General features: G+C 70.6%; 20 protein-coding genes and 2 pseudogenes. 11 read left to right on the forward strand and 11 right to left on the reverse strand.

Annotated elements, in window-relative coordinates; all coding sequences use genetic code 11:
• Positions 1 to 89: 89 nt before the first annotated feature.
• Positions 90 to 1958 (forward strand): ABC transporter ATP-binding protein, encoded by a 1869-nt coding sequence (locus ACIQAC_RS36805; protein ID WP_402199189.1) that lies wholly within the window; start codon positions 90 to 92, stop codon positions 1956 to 1958.
• Positions 1959 to 2001: 43 nt separating this feature from the next.
• Positions 2002 to 2859 (forward strand): endolytic transglycosylase MltG, encoded by an 858-nt coding sequence (mltG, locus tag ACIQAC_RS36810; RefSeq protein WP_402199192.1) that lies wholly within the window; start codon positions 2002 to 2004, stop codon positions 2857 to 2859.
• A gap of 78 nt (positions 2860 to 2937) precedes the next feature.
• Here the strand turns inward: mltG and ACIQAC_RS36815 are convergent, their stop codons facing one another.
• The 6 genes from ACIQAC_RS36815 to ACIQAC_RS36840 form a co-directional block, all read right to left on the reverse strand.
• Positions 2938 to 4020, reverse strand: coding sequence for an NAD(P)-binding domain-containing protein (locus tag ACIQAC_RS36815; RefSeq protein WP_402199193.1), 1083 nt, complete (start codon positions 4018 to 4020; stop codon positions 2938 to 2940).
• A 72-nt stretch (positions 4021 to 4092) separates the two neighbouring features.
• Entirely contained in the window at positions 4093 to 5250 is a 1158-nt protein-coding gene (locus tag ACIQAC_RS36820) for an LLM class flavin-dependent oxidoreductase (protein ID WP_402199194.1), read from the reverse strand.
• Position 5251: 1 nt separating this feature from the next.
• Positions 5252 to 6283 carry an ABC transporter substrate-binding protein gene (locus ACIQAC_RS36825; protein ID WP_402199196.1) on the reverse strand — a complete coding sequence of 344 codons (1032 nt, stop codon included), beginning with the start codon at positions 6281 to 6283 and terminating at the stop codon, positions 5252 to 5254.
• 136 nt (positions 6284 to 6419) lie between these two features.
• Entirely contained in the window at positions 6420 to 7160 is a 741-nt protein-coding gene (locus ACIQAC_RS36830) for an ABC transporter ATP-binding protein (protein ID WP_402199198.1), read from the reverse strand.
• A complete protein-coding gene (locus tag ACIQAC_RS36835; protein WP_402199200.1) occupies positions 7133 to 8071 on the reverse strand; it encodes an ABC transporter permease in 939 nt (312 codons plus the stop codon). The genes ACIQAC_RS36830 and ACIQAC_RS36835 overlap by 28 nt, the downstream gene beginning before the upstream one ends.
• A 159-nt stretch (positions 8072 to 8230) precedes the next feature.
• Entirely contained in the window at positions 8231 to 8314 is an 84-nt protein-coding gene (locus tag ACIQAC_RS36840; protein WP_401533603.1) for a putative leader peptide, read from the reverse strand.
• Between the two features lie 123 nt (positions 8315 to 8437).
• Here ACIQAC_RS36840 and ACIQAC_RS36845 point away from each other — a divergent pair, with 123 nt between their 5' ends.
• Complete coding sequence (locus ACIQAC_RS36845) at positions 8438 to 8860, forward strand: YjbQ family protein (protein WP_402199203.1); 423 nt, start codon at positions 8438 to 8440, stop codon at positions 8858 to 8860.
• 98 nt (positions 8861 to 8958) lie between these two features.
• Here ACIQAC_RS36845 and ACIQAC_RS36850 read toward each other — a convergent pair whose 3' ends face one another.
• The gene (locus ACIQAC_RS36850) at positions 8959 to 9687 is read right to left on the reverse strand and encodes an SDR family NAD(P)-dependent oxidoreductase (protein ID WP_402199204.1); all 729 of its coding nucleotides are present in this window, start codon (positions 9685 to 9687) and stop codon (positions 8959 to 8961) included.
• 40 nt (positions 9688 to 9727) lie between these two features.
• Positions 9728 to 10261, reverse strand: coding sequence for a DUF6790 family protein (locus ACIQAC_RS36855; RefSeq protein ID WP_402199206.1), 534 nt, complete (start codon positions 10259 to 10261; stop codon positions 9728 to 9730).
• Between the two features lie 57 nt (positions 10262 to 10318).
• Here ACIQAC_RS36855 and ACIQAC_RS36860 point away from each other — a divergent pair, with 57 nt between their 5' ends.
• Positions 10319 to 10756, forward strand: coding sequence for a MarR family winged helix-turn-helix transcriptional regulator (locus ACIQAC_RS36860; protein WP_402199208.1), 438 nt, complete (start codon positions 10319 to 10321; stop codon positions 10754 to 10756).
• Between the two features lie 7 nt (positions 10757 to 10763).
• On the opposite strand, the pseudogene ACIQAC_RS36865 reads toward ACIQAC_RS36860, so the two are convergent.
• Together ACIQAC_RS36865 and ACIQAC_RS36870 are read right to left on the reverse strand one after the other, a co-directional pair.
• Positions 10764 to 11087: pseudogene (locus tag ACIQAC_RS36865) on the reverse strand (FAD-dependent oxidoreductase); the annotation flags it as partial.
• Positions 11088 to 11231: 144 nt separating this feature from the next.
• Complete coding sequence (locus ACIQAC_RS36870) at positions 11232 to 12557, reverse strand: aspartate aminotransferase family protein (RefSeq protein WP_402199210.1); 1326 nt, start codon at positions 12555 to 12557, stop codon at positions 11232 to 11234.
• Between the two features lie 87 nt (positions 12558 to 12644).
• On the opposite strand from ACIQAC_RS36870, the gene ACIQAC_RS36875 reads away from it, so the two are divergent.
• Positions 12645 to 13553 carry a LysR family transcriptional regulator gene (locus ACIQAC_RS36875; RefSeq protein WP_402199212.1) on the forward strand — a complete coding sequence of 303 codons (909 nt, stop codon included), beginning with the start codon at positions 12645 to 12647 and terminating at the stop codon, positions 13551 to 13553.
• 31 nt (positions 13554 to 13584) lie between these two features.
• On the opposite strand, the gene ACIQAC_RS36880 is transcribed toward ACIQAC_RS36875, so the two are convergent.
• Complete coding sequence (locus tag ACIQAC_RS36880; RefSeq protein WP_402199215.1) at positions 13585 to 14016, reverse strand: Rid family hydrolase; 432 nt, start codon at positions 14014 to 14016, stop codon at positions 13585 to 13587.
• Positions 14017 to 14217: 201 nt separating this feature from the next.
• Between ACIQAC_RS36880 and ACIQAC_RS36885 the strand changes: the two genes are divergently transcribed.
• The 6 genes and pseudogenes from ACIQAC_RS36885 to ACIQAC_RS36910 all read left to right on the forward strand — a co-directional run bounded on the left by ACIQAC_RS36885 (position 14218) and on the right by ACIQAC_RS36910 (position 21037).
• On the forward strand, positions 14218 to 15201 hold the full coding sequence (locus tag ACIQAC_RS36885) for a GlxA family transcriptional regulator (protein WP_402199217.1): 984 nt from the start codon (positions 14218 to 14220) through the stop codon (positions 15199 to 15201).
• A gap of 81 nt (positions 15202 to 15282) precedes the next feature.
• Positions 15283 to 15591: pseudogene (locus ACIQAC_RS36890) on the forward strand (hypothetical protein); the annotation flags it as partial.
• Positions 15592 to 15848: 257 nt separating this feature from the next.
• On the forward strand, positions 15849 to 17144 hold the full coding sequence (locus ACIQAC_RS36895; protein WP_402199220.1) for an ABC transporter substrate-binding protein: 1296 nt from the start codon (positions 15849 to 15851) through the stop codon (positions 17142 to 17144).
• Between the two features lies 1 nt (position 17145).
• On the forward strand, positions 17146 to 18081 hold the full coding sequence (locus tag ACIQAC_RS36900) for a carbohydrate ABC transporter permease (protein ID WP_402199222.1): 936 nt from the start codon (positions 17146 to 17148) through the stop codon (positions 18079 to 18081).
• Positions 18081 to 18947, forward strand: coding sequence for a carbohydrate ABC transporter permease (locus ACIQAC_RS36905; protein ID WP_402199224.1), 867 nt, complete (start codon positions 18081 to 18083; stop codon positions 18945 to 18947). Before ACIQAC_RS36900 ends, ACIQAC_RS36905 begins: the two co-directional genes overlap by 1 nt.
• Positions 18944 to 21037 (forward strand): alpha-galactosidase, encoded by a 2094-nt coding sequence (locus ACIQAC_RS36910; RefSeq protein WP_402199225.1) that lies wholly within the window; start codon positions 18944 to 18946, stop codon positions 21035 to 21037. Before ACIQAC_RS36905 ends, ACIQAC_RS36910 begins: the two co-directional genes overlap by 4 nt.
• Positions 21038 to 21090 lie beyond the last annotated feature (53 nt).

Below are 21090 nucleotides of genomic sequence, written 5' to 3' on the forward strand. Positions count from 1 at the left end.
GGAACAATATCAGCACTATGTTCATTGTGAGTATAGGTAACAATGAGCTAGGCTCCGCCCGACATCACCACACCCCTCCGAAGGAGCACATGCGCCCCGACAAAGACCTCACCCGGACCTGGTCCGAAGGTGACCGTGAATCCCGGCGAACCCCGTCCGCCGGTGGCCCCGACCCGGCCGGGAAGCAGCACGCCGACGACGAGAACCAGCCCCGCCAGGTCCGCCGCATCCTGAGTCTCTTCCGTCCCTACCGCGGACGCCTCGCCGTCGTCGGCCTGCTGGTCGGCGCCGCCTCCCTGGTCTCCGTGGCCACCCCGTTCCTGCTCAAGGCGATCCTCGACACCGCGATCCCGCAGGGCCGCACCGGCCTGCTCAGTCTGCTCGCCCTCGGCATGATCCTGAGCGCCGTGCTGACCAGCGTCTTCGGTGTGCTCCAGACCCTGATCTCGACCACCGTCGGCCAGCGCGTCATGCACGACCTGCGCACCGCCGTCTACGGCCGCCTCCAGCGCATGTCGCTGGCCTTCTTCACCCGCACCCGCACGGGCGAGGTGCAGTCCCGCATCGCCAACGACATCGGCGGCATGCAGGCGACCGTCACCTCCACCGCCACGTCCCTGGTGTCCAACGCGACCAGCGTGATCGCCACCATCGTCGCGATGATCGCCCTCGACTGGCGCCTGACGGTCGTCTCGCTGGTCCTGCTGCCGGTCTTCGTCTGGATCAGCCGCCGCGTGGGAAACGAACGCCGGAAGATCACCACCCAGCGCCAGAAGCAGATGGCCGCGATGGCCGCCACGGTCACCGAGTCGCTCTCGGTCAGCGGCATCCTGCTCGGCCGCACCATGGGCCGCTCCGACTCGCTCACCGACTCCTTCGCGAAGGAGTCCGAGCAGCTGGTCGACCTGGAGGTCCGCTCCAACATGGCCGGACGCTGGCGGATGGCGGTCATCACGGTCGTCATGGCCGCGATGCCGGCCGTCATCTACTGGACCGCGGGCCTGGCCCTGCACTCCGGCGGCCCGGACATCTCCATCGGCACCATCGTCGCGTTCGTCTCGCTCCAGCAGGGCCTGTTCCGCCCCGCGGTGAGCCTGCTCGGCACGGGTGTCCAGATCCAGGCCTCGCTGGCCCTGTTCCAGCGCATCTTCGAGTACCTCGACCTGCCCATCGACATCACCGAGCGGGACCGTCCGGTCCACCTCGACCGGATCAGGGGCGAGGTCCGCCTCGAGAAGGCGGAGTTCCGCTACGACGACCAGAGCAGGCCCATCCTCGACGGCATCGACCTCACCGTCCCCGCCGGGAGCAGCCTCGCGGTCGTCGGCCCGACCGGCGCCGGCAAGTCCACCCTGGGTCATCTGGTGCCGCGGCTGTACGACGTGACGGGCGGCCGGGTCACCCTCGACGGGGTCGACGTGCGCGCCCTCGACTTCGACAGCCTCGCCCGTGGCATCGGGGTCGTCTCGCAGGAGACGTACCTCTTCCACGCCTCGGTCGCGGACAACCTGCGCTTCGCGAAGCCCGACGCCACGGACGAGGAGCTGTACGGGGCGGCGCGCGCCGCGCAGATCCACGACCACATCGCGTCCCTGCCCGACGGCTACGACACGGTCGTGGGGGAGCGGGGGCACCGGTTCTCCGGCGGCGAGAAGCAGCGGCTGGCCATCGCGCGCACCATCCTGCGCGATCCGCCGGTGCTGATCCTCGACGAGGCGACGAGCGCGCTGGACACCCGTACCGAGCACGCCGTGCAGGAGGCCATCGACGCGCTGTCGGCGGGCCGCACCACTCTCACCATCGCCCACCGGCTGTCCACCATTCGGGGTGCCGACCAGATCGTGGTCCTCGACGGGGGCCAGGTGGCGGAACGCGGCACGCACGAGGAGCTGTTGGAGCTCGACGGGCGGTACGCGGCCCTGGTCCGCCGGGACGCCCGACTGGAGCCTACAAGATGAAGATATGCCGGGTTTATGGCGATATGCGGGTTACCGTGCCCGCATGCAGACGAACACTCCGCCATGGAGCACGATCCGACTGACGCGCAGGGGCCGTATCGCCCTCATCGTGACCGGGGCCGTCGTGGCCGGCACCGCCGTGGCGGTGCCGCTGCTGTCCCTGGACAAGGAGGAGAAGGCCGAGCCCACCGCACTGGTGATTCCCGAGGGCCGGCGCGCGAGCCAGATCTACGCGGCCGTCGACAAGGCCCTCGCCCTCCCGGCCGGTACCACCAAGAAATCCCTCGGCAAGGCGCAGCTGAAGCTGCCGAACGACGCCGAGGGCAACCCGGAGGGCTACCTCTTCCCGGCGACGTATCCCCTCAACGACAGATCGACCCCCGAGTCGCTGCTGACGCAGATGGCCAACACGGCGAACAGGAAGTTCAACGGCGCGCCCATCGCGGCGGGCGCCCAGCGCAACGCCATGAACGTCTATCAGGCCGTCACCATCGCCAGCATCGTCCAGGCCGAGGCCGCGACCACCGCCGACATGGGCAAGGTGGCCCGGGTCGTCTTCAACCGGCTGGAACGCGGTATGCCGCTCCAGATGGACTCCACCATCAACTACGCGCTCAACCGGTCCACGCTGAAGACGACGATCGGCGACACGAGGATCGACAGCCCCTACAACTCGTACCAGCGCATGGGGCTGCCGCCCACGCCGATCGCCAACCCGGGCGAGGAGGCCGTCAAGGCCGCGATCAGTCCGACGCCCGGGGACTGGCTGTACTTCGTCACGGTCAAGCCGGGCGACACCCGCTTCACCGCCGACTACGCCGAGCACCAGCGCAACGTCGCGGAGTTCAACGCCCACCAGCGGACGAGCAGTCCGAGCAGCCCGCAGCCGTCGCAGAAGTGAGGGCGGCGCGACCGGACGTCGGACGGCCGACGGTGGGGTGACGGGTCGTCGGACGGTCGAGGGCCGGGCGCCGGGCCGTCAGACGGCGACCGGCTGTTCCCCGGCCAGCAGCCGTCTGATGTCCCGTACGGCCGCGCGGCCCGCCCGGTTGGCACCGATGGTGCTGGCGGACGGGCCGTAGCCGACGAGATGGATCCGCGGATCGGCGGCCACGCGGGTGCCCTCCAGCTGGATGCCACCGCCCGGACCCCGCAGCCGCAGCGGCGCCAGATGGTCGATGACCGGCCGGAACCCGGTGGCCCACAGGATGACGTCGGCGTCCACGCGCCGCCCGTCCGCCCACTCCACCCCGTCCGGTGTGATCCGGTCGAACATGGGCTGCCGGTCCAGGACCCCGTCCGCGATGCCCTCGCGGATGGCGTCGTTGAGCGGCAGACCGGTGACCGACACCACACTCCGCGGCGGCAGCCCCTGCTTCACCCGCTCCTCCACGAGCGCGACCGCGGCCCGGCCGAACTCCTCGGTGAACGGCCCCTCGCGGAAGACCGGCGGCCTGCGTGTCACCCACGTCGTGGCCGCCGCGTACGGTGCGATCTCCAGGAGATGCTGGGTCCCCGAGGCGCCGCCGCCCACCACGATCACCCGCAGCCCCGCGAACTCCTTCGGATGCCCCGAGTACTGCGCGGTGTGCAACTGCCGTCCCCGGAAGGTCTCCTGGCCCGGGTAGCGCGGCCAGAACGGCCGGTCCCAGGTGCCGGTCGCGCTGATCAGCGCCCGCGTGGACCAGTCGCCGTCGGACGTCTCGACGAGCAGCCGCCCGCCCTCGCCCTCCCGTACGGACCGGACGTCCACCGGCCGCCGCACCCGCAGGTCGAAGCGCTTCTCGTAAGCGGCGAAGTACTCGCGGATGACTTCCGACGACGGCCGCGCCGGATCGGCGTCCGTCAGCTCCATGCCGGGCAGCGCGTGCATCCCGTGCACCTTGCCGTACGTCAGGGAGGGCCACCGGTACTGCCAGGCGCCGCCCGGACCGGGGGAGTGGTCCAGGACCACGAAGTCGCGCTCCGGCTCGAAGCCGACGCGGCGCAGGTGAAAGGCGCTGGACAGACCGGCCTGTCCAGCGCCCGCGACAACCACCTCGACCTCACGCGTGTTGTTCACGCTTCTACCAACGGCGTGAGGGCCGTGGATCTTCCCGGCCCACCACGCCTCCGTGTGTCCTCAGTCCCGGCGTCAGCGTCCGCTCGCGACGAGCAGCGGCGCACCGCCGCCCGCCCCGGCCGCGCGGTCGAGGAGCCCGCGCCCGGCCAGTTCCGGAATCACACCCTCCCCGAACCAGTACGCCTCCTCCAGATGCGGATAGCCCGACAGCACGAAGTGCTCCACACCCAGCGCGTGGTACTCCTCGATCAGATCCGCGACCTCGGCGTGACTGCCGACCAGCGCGGTCCCCGCACCACCGCGGACCAGCCCGACCCCGGCCCACAGATTCGGGTGGATCTCCAGGCTGTCCCGCGAACCGCCGTGCAGGGCCAGCATCCGCTGCTGCCCCACCGACTCGCTGCGCCCCAGCGCCGACTGCGCGGCGGCGATCGTGTCCGGGTCCAGATCGTCGAGCAGCCGGTGCGCCACCGCCCACGCCTCGGCCGAGGAGTCCCGGGAGATCGTGTGCAGCCGTACACCGAACCGGACGTCCCGGCCCTCCCGCTCGGCCAGCGACCGGATCCAGTCGATCTTCTCCTTCACCTGCGCCGGCGGCTCGCCCCACGTCAGATACACGTCCGCGTGCCGCGCCGCGACCGGCCCCGCCGCCGGCGACGACCCGCCGAAGAAGACCTGCGGCACCGGGTCGGGCGGCAGCGCGGCCAGCCCGCCCTCGACCTGGTAGTGCGTGCCGTCGAAGTCGAACGGCTTGCCCTGCCACACCCCGCGGACGACCGTCAGGAACTCGTCCGTGCGGGCGTACCGCCGGTCGTGGTCGAGGTGGTCGCCGAACCGGCGCTGCTCGGTGGAGTCGCCGCCGGTCACGACGTTGAGCAGCAGCCGCCCCCGCGTCACGCGCTGGTACGTCGCCGCCATCTGCGCGGCCAGCGTCGGCGAGATCACGCCCGGCCGGAACGCCACCAGGAACTTCAGCCGCTCGGTGTGCTGGGCGAGCGCGACCGTCGTCAGCCAGGCGTCCTCGCACCAGGTGCCGGTGGGCGTGAGCACGGCCTCAAAACCGAGCTGCTCGGCCGCCTTCGCGATCTGGGCGAGGTACTCGATGTCGGGGGCGCGCACACCGCTGACCCTGCGGGCCGCGCCGAGGTCGTTGGACGCGTAGGCGTGCCGGTCCACGAGGGTGCGGCCGTCACCGCCCGTCGGCAGGAACCAGTGGAGACGGACGGTCATGTCAGGACTCCTTGTACAAGCGCGGCGCGGTGGTCGAGGGCGGCAGATCGCCGTTGAAGCGGTCGTCGACGTACTTCGAGAAGTCGACCTTGTCCGGGATCAGCTTCAGCGCGGTGAAGGCGTCCGCGATCTCCTGCTCGGACTTGATCAGCGGCTCGTCGACCGCGACGGGGACCCGGGAGGCGTTGGTCTGCTTCACGGACGCCAGCGCCACCTCGTAGGGCAGTCCGGTGTCCTTCGCCCACACCTTCGCCCACTCCTCCGGATGGTCGTAGACCCAGTCCTGGGCGCGGCGCAGCCGGTCCAGGTAGTCCTTGATCGCCGCGGACTTGTCCTGGTCGGCGAGCGCGCCCGGCGCCGCCACCTGGAAGCTGAGACCGTTGACGACCCCGTCCCCGGTGGTCAGCACCCGCCCCTGCTTGCCGTTGAGGATCTGCGAGGTGTACGGGTCCCAGACCGCCCACGCGTCGACCTTGCCGCTGGTGAACGCGGCCAGCGCGTCCGCCGGCTGGAGGTACTTGACCTTGATGTCGCCGAGCGTGAGCCCGGCCTCCTTCAGGGAGGCGATCAGCTGGAAGTGAGCGGACGAACCCTGCGCCACCGCCACGGACTTGCCTTTGAGCTGCTCCGGTTTGGTCAGCTTGGAGCCGTTGGGCACCAGCACCGCCTCGCCCTGCGAGGTGCCGTGCCAGGCCGCCACCACCGTGATCTTCGAACCGGCGCCCGCCGCGAACACGGGCGGGGTGTTGCCGACCCCGCCGATGTCGACGGCCTTGGCGTTGACGGCCTCCAGCAGTGGCGGACCGGAGGAGAAGGTGGACCACTTGATCCGGTAGTCGAGGTCGTCGAGTTCACCGGCGGCCCGCAGCACCGCCTCCGAACCGCCCTTCTGGTCACCGACGTTGAGCGTGAGGGAACCCTTGCCGTCCGTGCCGCCTCCGGACGAGGTGCTGGCCGCGGAGTTGCCGCCGCAGGCGGAGACCAGCAGGGCGAGCGGGAGCAGCAGAGCGGCGGGAAGAAGACGTCGTCGCATGACGGATCCGTTCATGTGCGTTGGAGTGCTTGAGGGGTCGGGGACGTATGCCGTGCGGGTGCGGGTGCGGGTGCGGGTGCGGGTGCGGGTGCGGGTGCGGGTGCGGGTGCGGGGGAGGTGGGGTGCGCCGGCCCGTTCAGGCGGCGGCTACGGCGGTGTCGACGCCGAGCCGTTCGAGGAGCCCGGTGCGCAGTTCGGCGAAGCGGGGGTCGGCGATGTCACGCGGCCGGTCGAGGTCGACGCGCTGCTCGTGCGCGATGACACCGCCGTCCATGACCAGGACCCGGTCGGCCAGCAGTACGGCCTCCTCGACGTCGTGGGTGACCAGCAGTACCGCGCAACCGCGTCGCTGCCACAACTCGCCCACCAGGCGCTGCGCCTTGATCCGGGTGAGTGCGTCCAGCGCGCCGAACGGCTCGTCGAGCAGCAGCAGATCGGGTTCGCGCACAAGCGCCCGCGCGAGTGAGGCGCGCTGGGCCTCGCCGCCGGACAGTGTCTTGGGCCAGGCGCCCGCGAGTTTCTCCAGGCCCACCTCGGTCAACGCCCGTTCGGCGAGGGCCCGTTCGGGACGGCCCGGGAGGCCGAGCACCACGTTGCGCCACACCCTCTTCCACGGCATCAGCCGGGGTGACTGGAAGGCGACACCCCTGCGGCGCGGTACGAGCACGGTGCCCTCGATGTCCCGGTCAAGCCCGGCGAGGATCCGCAGCAGGGTCGACTTGCCGCAGCCGCTGCGGCCCAGCAGGGCGACGAACTCGCCGGGCTGGACGTCCAGTTCGAGGTTGTCGATGACGGCACGGCCGTCGAAGGAGCGGGTGAGGCCGGCCACGTGCACCGCGGCCGGCGTGCTCACCGGCCGGTGAAGGTCGGTCGCCATTGCAGCAGCAGCCTTTCGAGGGAGCGGACGATGAAGTCGGCGAGCAGGCCGAGGAAGGCGTAGACGACGAGGCAGACCACGATGACGTCGGTGCGCAGGAAGTCGCGGGCCTGCACCATCAGGAATCCGATCCCGGAGTCGGCGTTGACCTGCTCGGCGAAGACCAGCGCGAGCCAGGCGATACCGAGCGAGTAGCGCAGCCCGGTCAGCGCGCCGGGCAGGGCTCCCGGCAGCACCACGTGCCGCACCAGGCCCCAGCGGGACAGGCCGAGGGACTCGCCGGCCTCGATGAGCTGGGAGTCGACTCCGCGGATTCCGGCGTAGACGTTGAGGTAGAGCGGGAAGGTCACGCCGAGCGTGATGATGGCGACCTTCGGGGTCTCGCCGATGCCGAACCAGATGATGAACAGCGGGATCAGACCGACGAACGGCACGGTCCGCAGCATCTGCACGGACGCGTCCACCAGGTCCTCGCCGACCCGGAACAGCCCGGAGACCAGGGCGAGTCCGGTGCCGATCAGGGTCCCGAACAGCAGCCCGGCGGCGACGCGTTGCAGCGAGGTGCCCATGGCGGTGGGCAGCGAGCCGTCCTGGACGAGGTCCCATCCGACCTCGGCGATCCGCCCCGGCGAGGCGAGTACGTCGGCGGTCAGCACACCGGTGGCGCTGAGGATCTGCCACAGGACGACCAGCAGGACGGGGCCGGAGGTGCGGCGCAGCCAGCGGGGGACGCGGGTGCGCCGGGAGGAGGCGGGGAGGATCGGTTCGAGGGTGGGTTCGGCGGAGACGTGCGGGACGTTGCCGGCATCCGATCCGGAGGGAGCCGTCTTGGTCAGGTAGTCGTCACGCGGACCGGATATATCAGAAATATCCGGCTCGGGTGAGTCGGGAGGGGCATGGCTGATGCTCATGAGGGCTCCAGGGCAGAAGCGGGGTGGAGGAGCGTCGGGTCGGATCGGCGGGGAGCGACCGGAAACGGGGAAGCGCACGCGCTACGGCCGTGACGTCACGGGGGCGTGGGAGCAGCCCGAACGTACGGGTGGGGCGAGGCGGAAGTCAGAAGAAAGGCGTCAGCAGCCGCGACAACACGCGGCGGAGGCCACCCGCAGCAGGTCGATGTGACCGCGCGTGGTGAGCATGGCTGAACGCAACATGCCGATGAAAGTAGCCAGATGGCGTGCCCACGGTCAACGGGCGTCTCGCGGAATGGACCATCCGTATCGCACACCGGATGGCCGCGGCAGCGTGAAGCCCGGCGGATGGGTCAGGATGGACCCATGTCAGTTGCGTTCACGACCCGTGTGCTGCACGTCTCCACCGGTTCGGCGGAGACGGTCTACGACCTCACCCGGGACTGCGAGGCCTTCCTGAACGAGGTGGCGGCCGGCCGGGACGGACTCCTCAACGTCTTCGTCCCGCACGCCACGGCCGGCATCGCCGTCATCGAGACGGGCGCGGGCAGCGACGACGACCTCCTCGCGGCCCTGCACACCCTCCTCCCGGCGGACGACCGCTGGCAGCACCGCCACGGCACCCCCGGCCACGGCCGCGACCACGTCCTCCCGGCCCTGGTCCCACCCCACGCCACCCTCCCGGTCCTCTCCGGCCACCTGGAACTGGGCACATGGCAGTCGGTATGCCTGGTGGACACCAACAAGGACAACCCTGACAGGAAGGTCCGGCTGAGCTTCCTGGGCTGAGCCGACTCGGCCCGAAGGGCGCCTTCTTGCGCAGGGCGCTGGGAGTGGGCCGTATTGCCCTGAGCGTGGGGAATCGGGCACCTGCGCCGGGCCGGATCTCAGAGCACCGGGTGTTCCCGGCTGAAGAGTTGGCCTGTGGGGCCGGTTGGGCTCAGGGTGGCCGCGCGGGTGATGTCCTCGGCGCTTTCGGACGCGGGGCGGTCTTCGGGGTCGTCGCGTTCGGGGTGGGTGGCGGTGTTGCCGGGGTCGACGGCGTTGACGAGGATCGGGGTGTCCGCGAGGGCGCGGGCCAGGACCTCGGTGAGGGCGTTGAGGGTGTACTTGGCCATCGAGTAGGCCGGGGAGCGCAAGGGGGCGCCCAGGTCGAAGCCGGTGGCGATCTGCTGGGCGGCCAGGCTGGAGACGTTCACGATGCGGGCCGCGGGCGCGGCGGTCAGCAGGGGGAGTACCGCCTGGGTCAGGGCCCAGGGGCCGATCACCGAGACGTCCATCGCGGAGCGCACCGTGTCCATGTCGGCGTCGAGCGCGGAGAGGGTCCTGAAGTCGGGCATGGCGCTGGCGTTGTTGATGAGCACGTCGAGCTGGTCGAACGTCCGGGTGAGGTGGTCCGCCACCTCGTCGATGCTCGCCCGGTCGGACAGGTCCAGGCGCAGGGCGGTGGCCGCGTGGCCCTCCTGGCGCAGTCGCTCGGCGAGGGGTTCCACGGCGGCGGGATCGCGTGCGGTGAGGACGACATGGTGGTCGAGTTCGGCGAGGCGGCGGGCCACGGCGAAGCCGAGTCCGGCCGCGCGGCCGGCTCCGGTGACCAGGGCGGTCCTGGGGGGCATGGTGGGGGTGTCCTTCCGCGGAGTTGTGGTGGGTGCCGGCTCAGGCGAGGGCCGGTGTCGCCGCGGTGCGCTCGGTGGTGGCTGTGCGTTGCGAGCGCCAGGCCAGGGCGATCAGGACGGCCGGGATGAGGAGGTCGTTGACCAGTACCCCTCCGGTGTTGCCGGGGGCGTGGTCACCGTTGGCGAACCACTGGTAGAGGTGACCGACCACCGCGCCCCAGAGGAACATGCCGGCTCCCAGGCCGATGGTGATGCGTTCCCTGGCCGAGGCGGAGGGCGAGGCCGCGCGGAAGCCCATCACGGCGAGGCCGAGGTTGGCGAAGGCGATCTCGAACTCGAACGGAGTGCGGTGGAACCCGATCGCCGTGGCCATCACGTCCGGCGCCGCGACGAACGCGACGGTCATCCACAGGCTTCCGAACCCCAGCGCCCAGATCGCCCACCACCGCTGCCAGGTCTCCAGCCTTTCGCGCCGGGAGGTGACGTGCCGGGTACGGATCAGTGCGCCGACCGCCGCCACCAGCAGCCAGATCAGAGGGAACGCGGACTGTGCGACGTACGAGAGTGTGTCCATGGCATTCAGTCTTGCATGGTTAATATTAACAATGCAACATTGCGGTACGCTGCACGGATGGACGACGACGGACTCTCGGATCTGCTGCACCGCGTGGTCTCACTGCTGGGCGATCTCGCCCGCCGGGAGACCGGCCCGGACGGCGACCTCACCTACAGCCAGATCAGACTGCTGGGCGCGCTGGAAGACGTGGAGCCGGCCACACAGCACCGGCTCGCCCAGGCACTGGGAGTCTCCGACCCGGCGATCAGCCGGGCCCTGCGACCACTGGAGGAGGACGGACTGGTCCGCATCACGCGCGACCCGCAGCACGCGCGCCGCCGCCTCGTCGAACTCACCACCACCGGCCGCGACGCCTACCACTCCAGCGGGAAACCCCTCGCCGAACTCCTCCGGCGCGGCCTACAGAACGAGGACTTCCCCTACGACCGCTACCTCGCCGACACCGCCAGGCTGGCCGAGATCCTCGAATCCGCCCGGTCGGCCCGCCCGTGACTGTGCCCTAGGCCCGCTGCTGATCGTGCTCGGTGATCATCCTGAGCATGGCGCGGGCGGTGTTGTGCTCGGAGTCGATCCCGTGCAACTCGTCACCCTCGAAGGTGACGGGCTCGGCGGCGCGGGCGAACATGGCCTGCTCGTACTCGGTGAGGCCGGCCTCGACGTCGTGGGGATGCGTGGCGAGAGCCTCGCCGAGTTCGGCGCCGTCGAGCATGGCCAGGTTGGCGCCTTCGCCGTTCGGCGCCGCGAGATGCGCGGCGTCACCGAGCAGCGTCACGCCCGGCGCCCGGTCCCACCGGAGCCCGGCCGGCAGGGCGTGGTGGGGTCGCCTACAGCCCCCGACAGACGACCGACACCGACACCGACATCGACACCGATATTGAGACCGATCCGCACGGAGGCGCCGCCGGCAGGTGCCCGTCCCCCCTCCCGGGGACACCCGCCCCCGCACCACGCCTCAGAGCCCCCCGCCTCAGAGCCCCGCCCCGGCCTCCCCGATCGCCTCGTCCAGGATGCCCAGGCCCAGCGCCAGTTCCTCCTCCGTCGCCGTGAGCGGTGGGGCGATGCGGAAGACGCCGCCCATACCCGGGAGTTGGACGATGTTCATGTGCAGGCCGAGTTCCAGGCAGCGGCGGGTGATGCGGGCGCCCAGCTCGTCGGAGGTGCCCGTGGCGGGGTCGGCGACGAGTTCCAGGCCGGCCAGCAGGCCACGCCCGCGGATGTCACCCACGACCGGATGGCGCTTGGCGATGTCGACCAGACCGTCGTGGAGATACGCGCCCAGCGTCCGGGCGCGCTCGTCGAGGCCGTCACGCACCAGCACGTCGAGGACCGTGTTGCCGACCGCGGCGACCAGCGGGTCCGAGACATGGGTGGTGAAGAACAGGAACCCGCGGTCGTACGCCTCCTGCTCGATCTCGGCGCTGGTGAGCACCGCCGCGAGGGGCAGGCCCGCGCCGAGCGTCTTGGAGAGGGTGAGGATGTCGGGGACCACGCCGTCGCGCTCGAAGGCGTACCACGTGCCGGTGCGGCACAGTCCCGTCTGGGCCTCGTCGAGGATCAGCAGCATGTCGCGCTCACGGCACTTGTCCCGCAGGGCCGCGAAGTAGCCGAGCGGCGGTTCGATGACACCGCCCGAGCTGAGGATCGGCTCGACGAGACACGCGGCGAGGTTCCCCGTCGACTGGGCGTCGATCAGGTCGAAGGCGAAGTCCAGCTGGCGCCGCCAGTCCAGAGTGCCGTCGGCGGCGGTGAAGTCGGGGCGGTAGGCGTTCGGGACCGGGATCGCGAAGTTGCCGGGCGTGCCGGGACCGTAACCCTTGCGCCCCGCGCTGTACGTGGCGGACGCGGCCGCCTGGGTCATGCCGTGCCAGGAGCGGGCGAACGAGACGATCTCGTGTCCACCGGTGACCAGCTTGGCCATCCGGATCGCGGCCTCGTTGGACTCGGCGCCGGTCGTCAGGAGCATCGCCTTCTCCAGCGGCGCGGGCAGCGTCTCCGCCAGCCGCCGGGCGAGGTCGACCACCGGGCGGCTGAGCATGCCGCTGTATAGATGGTCGAGGGTCGCCACCTGCCGCTGGACGGTCGCGACGATCTCCGGGTGCGAGTGACCGAGGATCGCGCTCATCTGGCCGGAGGTGAAGTCGAGGATCTTCCTGCCGTCCGCGGTGTACACAAAGCTCCCGGCGGCCCGGTCGACGATCTCGCGGGTGAAACCGCCGCCGTAGCGCACGAGATGCCGGTCGGCGTCCTGCCAGAAGGAATCGGGGGACTGTGGGGTGGGGGTCGTAGCGGCCATGCCACCGACGGTAGGGGCGGCCCGAGCGACACGTCCATCTCACGATTCCGGCTGTCCTGTTCGGAAGAACCGAACAACAATGGGGGCGTGATGAACCCCTGGAGGCTGCGGCTGCTCAGCCAGCTCGACACACTGGGCACCGTCCGCGCGGTCGCCCAGGCCGTCAATCTCAGCCCGTCGAGCGTCTCCCAGCAACTGGCGGTACTGGAGTCGGAGACCCGCACCCAGCTGCTCGAACGCACGGGACGCCGGGTGCGGCTGACCTCGGCCGGGCTGATCCTCGCCCGGCGGGCCCGGAGCATCCTCGATCAGATGGACGCCGTCGAGGCGGAGCTGCGCGGATTCGGCGAGGAACCGGCGGGCCTGGTGCGGCTGGGGGCGTTCCAGAGCGCGATCCACACCATGGCCGTACCGGCGGTGACCCGGCTCGCGCGCACGTATCCGCATCTCGAAGTGGAGCTGCTGGAGCTGGAGCCGCACGCGAGCATGCCCGCGCTGCGGGTCGGGGACGCCGACGTCATCATCACGACCACCGACTTCGGCGAGCAGCAACTGGGCCCCGACGTCGATCTCGTGCCGCTCGCCACCGACCCCGTGGTGCTCGTCGTCCCGCTCGGGCATCCGGCGGCCGGGCGCGGCCCCGTCGACCTCGCGGCCTACGCGGACGAGCCGTGGGCCTTCGACATGCCGCAGTCGTACATGGCGAACCTCGCGCTGCGGCTGTGCCGGCAGTCACGCTTCGAGCCGCGGGTGGTGTGCAGGTTCAGCAACTACATGCTGGCCTTGCAGCACGTCGAGGCCGGACTGTCGATCACACTGCTGCCCGGCCTCGCGGTCGACCCCCGCTATCGCGTCGTCACACGCGAGCTGGCCACGCCCGTGACCCGCACGATCACGGCGGCGGTCCGCCGCGGCTCACCGCCCCGCGCGGCCGTACGTGTGGTGCTCGACGCACTGCGGCACCACCCGGAGCTGCCGCTGCCGGGGGAGACGTGACCGGCCGACCGGCCTCTGACCGCCCGACCGTTCAGACCCGTGCCACGAACTTGATCTCGACCAGCAGCTCGGGGAACGCGAGCCGCGTCGTGCCGACGAGTGTGCTGGCCACCTGGGGGTCGGGCCGACCGTACGCCTCCTTGCGGACCGGCCCCGCGGCCTCGTTGGCGGCGTCGACGTCCAGCGCGAAGATGACCTCCTCGACCACGTCGTCCAGCGACGCTCCGAAACGGCCCAGCACTTCCGCCGCGTTCACATAGCACTGCCGCATCTGGGCGCCCGTGTTGGTGAAATCGGTGACCGGCCGGGTGCCGTCGACCGGAGCGGGCGCGACGAGGTCGGGCCCGTCATGCGCGACCTGGCCGGAGAGGTGGATGGTGTCGCCGCGCCTGACCGCCTGGACATAGCCGTACTCCTTTTCCCAGGGAACTCCGAAGGACTCGACCTGAGGCGCATTGCTCATGATGCTCCGATCACCAAAAGGGGTTCTCGTAAAGGCGGGTCGACACCGCTTACGGGAGTTTGTGCGAATGACGATATGAGAGTGCCTCAGAGGCGGACCAGATGCGGCCGTGCCAGTTGAGGCAAGGATTGTGCCAGTGACCGCCCGAAGGGAGACGGCCGCCGCGCTCGTATGCTGGACGGGCAGCGTCAAGACCGGGGAGTGTCATTGCCATCCAACGACCGCACGGTGGTGGTCGCGATTCTCGCGATGCCGCGCGCGTACGCCCTGGACGTCAGCATCGCGGCGCATGTGTTCGGCCGGCACCCCGGCTACCGCGTGCTGGTGTGCGGTGCCGGCGAGGAGGCGGGCGGCGGGGAGTCGTACGACGACGTGGGCGCGGAGATCAGGCCGACGCACTCGCTCGCGGACGCGGAGAACGCCGACATTTTAGTGGTCCCCGGTTACGAGGATCCCCATCTCCCCGCTCCCGACGCCTACTTGGCGGCGCTGCGGAGCGCGTTCGCCCGGGGCGGCCGGGTCGTCGCCGTGTGCACGGGGGTCTTCGCGGTCGCGGCCGGCGGGCTGCTGGACGGGAAGGCGGCCACGACCCACTGGCGGCACACCGAACAACTCCGCCTGATGCATCCCGAGATCGAGGTCGTCGAGAACCGGCTGTTCGTCGAGGACGGCGGAATTCTCACGTCCGCGGGCGCCGGCGCGGGAATGGACGCCTGTCTCCACGTCGTCCAGAGCGATTTCGGCACCACCGTCGCGGACGACGTGGCGAAAGAGGTCGTTTTCTCTTTTGTGCGTGACGCGAACGAGCCGCAGTACACGGAAATGCCCGCCCGCTCCCCGGAGACTCTGCGCGCCACCCGGGAATGGGCGATGGAGAACATCGGGTCGGCCATCACCGTGCAGAAGATGGCCGACCACAGTGTGCTCTCGCGGCGGACCTTCATCCGGCGTTTTGTCCGTGAGACGGGAATGCCGCCCATGCAGTGGGTCGCGCTCCAGCGGATCCTCATGGCGCGCCGCCTCCTGGAGGGCTCCGACTGGTCCGTCGAGCGTGTCGCCGGCGCCAGCGGCTTCGGTACGGCCGCCAACTTCCGGACCATCTTCCGCCGGGAGGTCGGGATGACGCCGAGCGCCTACCGGAAGTCGCACGTCGAGAGCGGTTCGGCCATGCCCCGCACGGGCTGACGTACGCGGAACAAGCGTCTCCGTGCATCGGCAGCTGCTCGGTCGGGTGCCGGCAGGAGACCCGCCGCGTTCGACGGGATGCCGGCGCCCGCGACCCCCTCCACCCCGGCCACCACGCTGAACATCACGTCCACCGTGCAGCAGGCCACGGACGGCAAGTGCCTGCTGTGGACGGGTCCCGCGGTCGGGGAGGGGCTGCGGATCGACGAGGGTGTCCACCTGTGGACCTTCACCGGGGTCAAGGGCGGGGTGCGTGTGCACACCGAGGAGACCTGGACCGGAGAGCAGGTCGAGGCGGACGTTTCGCCGGCGACGGAAATGCTCGGGCAAGGTCTGGAGATGTGGCTGAGCGACCTCAAGACGGCTGCCGGGGCGCGTGACGCTCGGTAGTCGGAACCTCCCTGCGTCATTAAATTAGTAATTAATATTGACACGCCCCAGTGCTCGGGCCACAGTCGTCGCCGTGACGCCGACGTCCCGGGCACTGGGGCGTCGGCGTGGCGCTCTCGTGGATCCCGCCGGGAGTTCACATAAATTAGTAATTATCCTTGACGTGGCCGGTCAGCCACGCGAATCTGGATCCGCAGCGTGCGGGGCGAGCCGATATACGAGACCCGCGCCCCCTGCGGACCCACAGGGAGTCCTTCATGACGAACCACCAGACCAGCCGACGCCGGTTCCTCGCCGGCATCGGAGCCGCCGGGACGTCGGCACTGCTGGCCGGCTGTGTCACCGACACGTCGTCGTCCGGCTCGAGTTCCGACAAGGGCGGCCCGGTCGCGTTGCAGTCCAACCTCTCCGCGCCCCAGGCGAAGGCGGCCATGGAGGACCTGGTGTCCGCCTACGGCAAGAAGGGCTCGAAGCGCGTCAGCCTCAACACCGTCGCGGCCGAGACGTTCCGCACCCAGCTGCCCACGTACCTCACGTCCTCCAACCCGCCGGACGTCTACACCTGGTACCCCGGCTCGGTCGCCGACGCGTACGCGAAGAAGAACCTGCTGCTGGAACTCGACGACGTCTGGGCCGAGTCGCCCGACCTCAAGCAGTACTCCAAGGCCCTCCAGTCCCTGTGCACCGCCAGCTCGGGCAAGAAGGTCTTCGTCCCCACCACCTACTACTGGTGGGGCATGTTCTACCGGAAGTCGAACTTCGAGAAGTGGGGCGTGAGCGAGCCCCAGAGCTGGGACGACTTCCTCGACATGTGCGACAAGCTCAAGACCAAGGGCATCTCGCCCATCGGTCTCGGCGCCGGCGGCAACACCCCCTGGGTGGCCTCCGCCTGGTTCGACTACCTCAACATCCGGATCAACGGCGCCACCTACCACCGCGAACTGCTCGCCGGCCGCCACCGCTTCGACGACCCCGAGGTGCGCAAGGTCTTCGACCGCTGGCGGGAGGTGCTGCCGTTCTTCGACCCCGACGGCACCGCCGTCGCCTTCCAGGACGCCTCGACCTCCCTGCTCAACGGCCGCAGCGGCACCATGCTCATCGGCACCTTCTTCGCCGACGCCGCGCCGAAGGACGCCCTGGACGACATCGACTTCTTCCGCTTCCCGATCATCGACCCCAAGGTCCCGGTCGCCGAAGAGGCCCCCACCGACGGCTACTTCGCCACCGCCCGCACCGGCCGCAAGGACGACGTCGGCGCTCTGCTCCAGTACCTGGCCACCCCCGAGGCGCAGGAGATCTACCTCAAGGGCTCCTCCGGCACCGCCCTGCCCTGCCACCCCAAGGCCAAGGACACCGGCACCGCCCTGGTCAAGAAGGGCCGAAAGCACGTCGCCGAGGCCGCGGAGATCACCCAGTTCTTCAACCGGGACTCCAGCGACGCCCTCCAGCCCTCCGCGGACAACGCCCTGACCAAGTTCATCGCCCGGCCGAAGGACATCGGCAGCATCCTCACCGACTGGCAGCGGGACGCCGAGAAGATCTGGCAGGCATGACATGGCAGTACTGACCGCGGACGCACGCAAGTCCCCGGCCCGCGCACCCTCGCCGGGCGGGCCCCGGCGCGGGCGGCGCCGTACACCCCCGATGGTCCTGGCCTTTGTGCTGGTGCCGCTGCTCGCCGAGGCCGTATGGGTGTTCTGGCCGGCGGTGCAGGGCTTCTACCTCGCCCTCACCGACTGGGACGGCGTCTCCGCCCCGCGCTTCGTCGGCCTCGGCAACTTCCGGGAGATGGTCCACGACGACATCTTCCGCACCGCCGCGATCGACACCGTGCTCTGGCTGGCGCTGTTCGGCGGACTGTCCGCACTGCTCGGCCTCGGCGCCGCACTGCTCCTCCAGCAGGAGCGCCGGTTCATCGGCTTCTACCGCGCGGCCCTGTTCCTGCCCGTGGTGTTCTCCCTGGTCGCCACCGCCCTGGTCTGGCAGGCGATCTACCAGCCCGACGGTGTCCTCAACCAGGTCCTGGAGTCGGTCGGCCTCGGCAGTCTGCGCCACGCCTGGCTCGCCGACCAGGACACCGCCTTCTACGCCGTCATCGTGCCCGCGCTGTGGCGCCAGGTCGGCTACGTCATGGTCCTCTACCTCGCCGGCCTCAAGGGCATCGACCCCGCCCTCTACGAGGCCGCCAAGGTCGACGGCGCGAGCCCCTGGCAGCGCTTCCGCCATGTGACCCTGCCCCAGCTGCGCAGCGTCAACGCCGTCGTCCTGTCCGTCATCGTCATCGACTCGCTGCGCTCCTTCGACGTGGTGTGGTCCCTGACCCGCGGCGGCCCCTACCACTCCTCCGAACTGCTCAGCACCTACATGTACTCGACGGCCTTCCAGTCCCTGCGGCTCGGATACGGCTCCGCCCTCGCCGTCGTCATCTTCGTGCTCGCGTTCGGCGTCATCGCCTCCTACCTCGTCCGCGCCTTCCGGGAGGCCGACTGATGGCCACGACTCACGGCCCCCGCTCGTCGACGGCCGCGCTGCGCCGCCGCCGGGCCGCCACCGCGGGCTTCCACCTCGGTGCCGGCGCCCTCTCCCTGCTGTGGCTGCTGCCGATCCTGCTGGTCCTGGTCACCAGCCTGCGTTCCTTCGAGGACATCGCGGCCAACGGCCTCGGCAGCTGGCCGCACTCCTTCACCTTCGACAGCTTCCGTCAGGCCTGGGTCGACGGCGGCCAGCAACGCGCCCTGATCAACAGCCTGATCGTGACGATCCCCACCGTGCTGATCACCCTGGGTCTCGCCTCGATGGCCGCGTTCGCCCTCAGCCGCTACGACCTGCCCTTCCGGCGCTCCCTGCTGCTGCTGATGCTCGGCGGCAACCTGCTCCCGCCGCAGATCCTGCTCATCCCGGTGTCCAAGCTCAGCGAACTCATGGGCATCTACGACACCCTGCCCGCGCTCGTCGGCGTGCAGATCGGCTTCGGCGTCGGCTTCTACGTCTTCGTCCTGCACGGCTTCATGCGCGCCATCCCCATCGAGATCCAGCAGGCGGCCACCGTCGACGGCGCCGGCCCCTGGCAGCTGTACTGGCGGATCATCCTGCCGCTCACCCGGCCCGCACTGGCCGCGCTCAGCGCCCTGTCCTTCACCTGGATCTTCAACGACCTGCTGTGGGCCATCACCGTGCTGCGCAGCGACACCAAGATGCCCATCACCGCGGCCCTCATCGGACTCCAGGGACAGTACGTCTCCATGTGGAACGTGATCGCCGCCGGATCCGTCATCGCCGCCGCCCCGACCGTGGCCGTCTTCCTCAGGTTCCAGCGCCACTTCGTGGCGGGCCTCAATCTCGGAGCAGTCAAGTGACCGACCAGCGCTGGACGTTGCGCACCGACCGCACCGGCTACACCGTGCGGCTCTCCCCGGACGGCCCCTGGGCCGAACTCGAGGCATGGGGACCGCACGGCGCGGAGCACGGCCCCTCCGCCCTCGACTGGTCGCACCGCACGCACTACATCACCCCGGCCGACGCCGCCCCGGCCGAGTACCTGCCGCACGGACTGCGCCCGTTCACCGCCGCCGACCTCGTCGCCGGACGCGCGGGCCACGAACGCGGTGTGTGGTGGACCTTCACCGGCGCCGAAGAGGGCGACGGCACCCTGCGCCTCACCTTCACCGACGACGTAATCGGCCTGCGCACCACCCTGTGCTACGCCGTGGTGCCCGCCACCGACGTCATCCACCGCTGGACCGAGCTGACCTGCACGGGCGACGAGGAACTGCGCCTGGAACAGCTCGACTCGGCCGCCGTGAACATCCCCGTCACCACCGCGGGGGCCCGGCTGACCTGTCTCACCGGCCAGTGGTCCCAGGAGTTCACGCACACCCAACTCGACCTGACCCGCGGCACGTTCACCATGGGCAGCCGCCAGGGCGCACCCGGCCACGCCTACGCGCCCTGGCTCGCCGTCCAGGACCCGCTCGCCGAGGACTGCGCCTACGGCGTCGCCCTGGAGTGGTCCGGCAACTGGCACATCGACGTGGACGCCGAGCCCGCGGGCGCCGTCCGTGTGCGCGCCGGCCGCGTCCCGCACGAGGGCGTGGTCCACCTCGCCCCCGGCGCCACCCTGGTCACGCCCAGGCTGGCCTGCGCGTTCAGTGCCGAGGGACTCGACGGGCTCGCCCGTGTCTGGCACCGCTACGAACGCCGGCTCACCGGCGACCGGCTGGGGCGCACCCGCAAGGTCCTCTACAACTCCTGGGAGGCCACCGGCTTCGACGTGGAGGCCGCAGGCCAGCTGGACCTGGCCAAGTCCGCCGCCGGTATCGGCGCCGAACTCTTCGTCGTGGACGACGGCTGGTTCCCCGGCCGCGCCGACGACACCGGCGGCCTCGGCGACTGGACCCCGGACCCGGCCGCGTTCCCCCAGGGCTTCGACGCGTTCGTCGCCGACGTCCGCGCGCTCGGTCTCGACTTCGGCCTCTGGGTCGAACCCGAGGCCGTCAGCCCCGGCAGCCGGCTGCACACCGAACACCCCGACTGGGTCTACCGGATCGAGGGCCGCCCCGCCCGCCTGGTCCGCAACCAGCTCCTGCTCGACCTCGGCCGCGAGGACGTCCAGGACCACGTCCTCACCACCCTCGACCACCTCCTCACCACGTACGACATCAGCTACCTGAAGTGGGACGCGAACCGCCCGCCGACGGAACGCGGCCGCCCCGGCGCCGGACCCGCCGACCACCTCGACCTGGACGCCCAGCACGTCCAGGGCTACCTCCGTGTCCTGGACCACCTGCGCACCGCCCACCCGCACGTCACCGTCGAGGGGTGCGCGGGCGGCGGCGGCCGGATCGAGGGCGCCACCATCGCGCGCACCGACGTGGTCTGGCCCAGCGACAACACCGCCCCGCTGGACCGGCTGGCCATCCAGTACGGCTTCCTGCACGCGCACGCCCCGCACGTGATGAGCTCCTGGGTCACCGACGCCCCCGGCGTCTTCGACCCCCGCCCGCGCTCCCTCGCGTTCCGTTTCGTCACCGCGATGTGCGGGGTCCTCGGCATCGGCGCCGACCTGCGCACCTGGACGCCGGACCAGCTCGCCGAGGCCACCGCCTGGATCGCCCGCTACAAGGAGATCCGGGACGTCGTCCACCTCGGCGAGGCCCGCCTGCTCGGCTCCCCGAAGGACGCCACCTGCGGAGTGCAGTACGACGGCATCGACGACCGGGGCGGCCGGACCGTCGTCGCCGCCTTCAGCACCGGCCCCCTGGACGGCGCGCCCCTGGTGCCCGGACGCCCGGCCCGGCTGCGGTTGCGCGGCCTCGACCCGGCCGCCGCCTACGAGGACCGGGTGACCGGGACGACGTACGCGGGAGCCCACCTGATGCATTACGGGCTGCCGTTCCACTGGAGTGCCCAACACGACGCGGAACTGGTGGAACTGAGACGTCGATGACCCCAGGATCGACTGATGGACCGTCGGCACAGCAGGGAGATGCATGATCACGT

The organism is Streptomyces sp. NPDC088387 (assembly GCF_044753385.1).
Taxonomy (GTDB): domain Bacteria; phylum Actinomycetota; class Actinomycetes; order Streptomycetales; family Streptomycetaceae; genus Streptomyces.

Bases quoted from the DNA above. Each gene is read 5' to 3' on its own strand.
- ACIQAC_RS36805 (WP_402199189.1), top strand. From the start codon at position 90: ATGCGCCCCGACAAAGACCTCACCCGGACCTGGTCCGAAGGTGACCGT.
- mltG (WP_402199192.1), top strand. From the start codon at position 2,002: ATGCAGACGAACACTCCGCCATGGAGCACGATCCGACTGACGCGCAGG.
- ACIQAC_RS36820 (WP_402199194.1), bottom strand. From the start codon at position 5,250: ATGACCGTCCGTCTCCACTGGTTCCTGCCGACGGGCGGTGACGGCCGC.
- ACIQAC_RS36825 (WP_402199196.1), bottom strand. From the start codon at position 6,283: ATGCGACGACGTCTTCTTCCCGCCGCTCTGCTGCTCCCGCTCGCCCTG.
- ACIQAC_RS36830 (WP_402199198.1), bottom strand. From the start codon at position 7,160: ATGGCGACCGACCTTCACCGGCCGGTGAGCACGCCGGCCGCGGTGCAC.
- ACIQAC_RS36835 (WP_402199200.1), bottom strand. From the start codon at position 8,071: ATGAGCATCAGCCATGCCCCTCCCGACTCACCCGAGCCGGATATTTCT.
- ACIQAC_RS36840 (WP_401533603.1), bottom strand. From the start codon at position 8,314: ATGTTGCGTTCAGCCATGCTCACCACGCGCGGTCACATCGACCTGCTG.
- ACIQAC_RS36845 (WP_402199203.1), top strand. From the start codon at position 8,438: ATGTCAGTTGCGTTCACGACCCGTGTGCTGCACGTCTCCACCGGTTCG.
- ACIQAC_RS36850 (WP_402199204.1), bottom strand. From the start codon at position 9,687: ATGCCCCCCAGGACCGCCCTGGTCACCGGAGCCGGCCGCGCGGCCGGA.
- ACIQAC_RS36855 (WP_402199206.1), bottom strand. From the start codon at position 10,261: ATGGACACACTCTCGTACGTCGCACAGTCCGCGTTCCCTCTGATCTGG.
- ACIQAC_RS36860 (WP_402199208.1), top strand. From the start codon at position 10,319: ATGGACGACGACGGACTCTCGGATCTGCTGCACCGCGTGGTCTCACTG.
- ACIQAC_RS36870 (WP_402199210.1), bottom strand. From the start codon at position 12,557: ATGGCCGCTACGACCCCCACCCCACAGTCCCCCGATTCCTTCTGGCAG.
- ACIQAC_RS36880 (WP_402199215.1), bottom strand. From the start codon at position 14,016: ATGAGCAATGCGCCTCAGGTCGAGTCCTTCGGAGTTCCCTGGGAAAAG.
- ACIQAC_RS36895 (WP_402199220.1), top strand. From the start codon at position 15,849: ATGACGAACCACCAGACCAGCCGACGCCGGTTCCTCGCCGGCATCGGA.
- ACIQAC_RS36900 (WP_402199222.1), top strand. From the start codon at position 17,146: ATGGCAGTACTGACCGCGGACGCACGCAAGTCCCCGGCCCGCGCACCC.
- ACIQAC_RS36905 (WP_402199224.1), top strand. From the start codon at position 18,081: ATGGCCACGACTCACGGCCCCCGCTCGTCGACGGCCGCGCTGCGCCGC.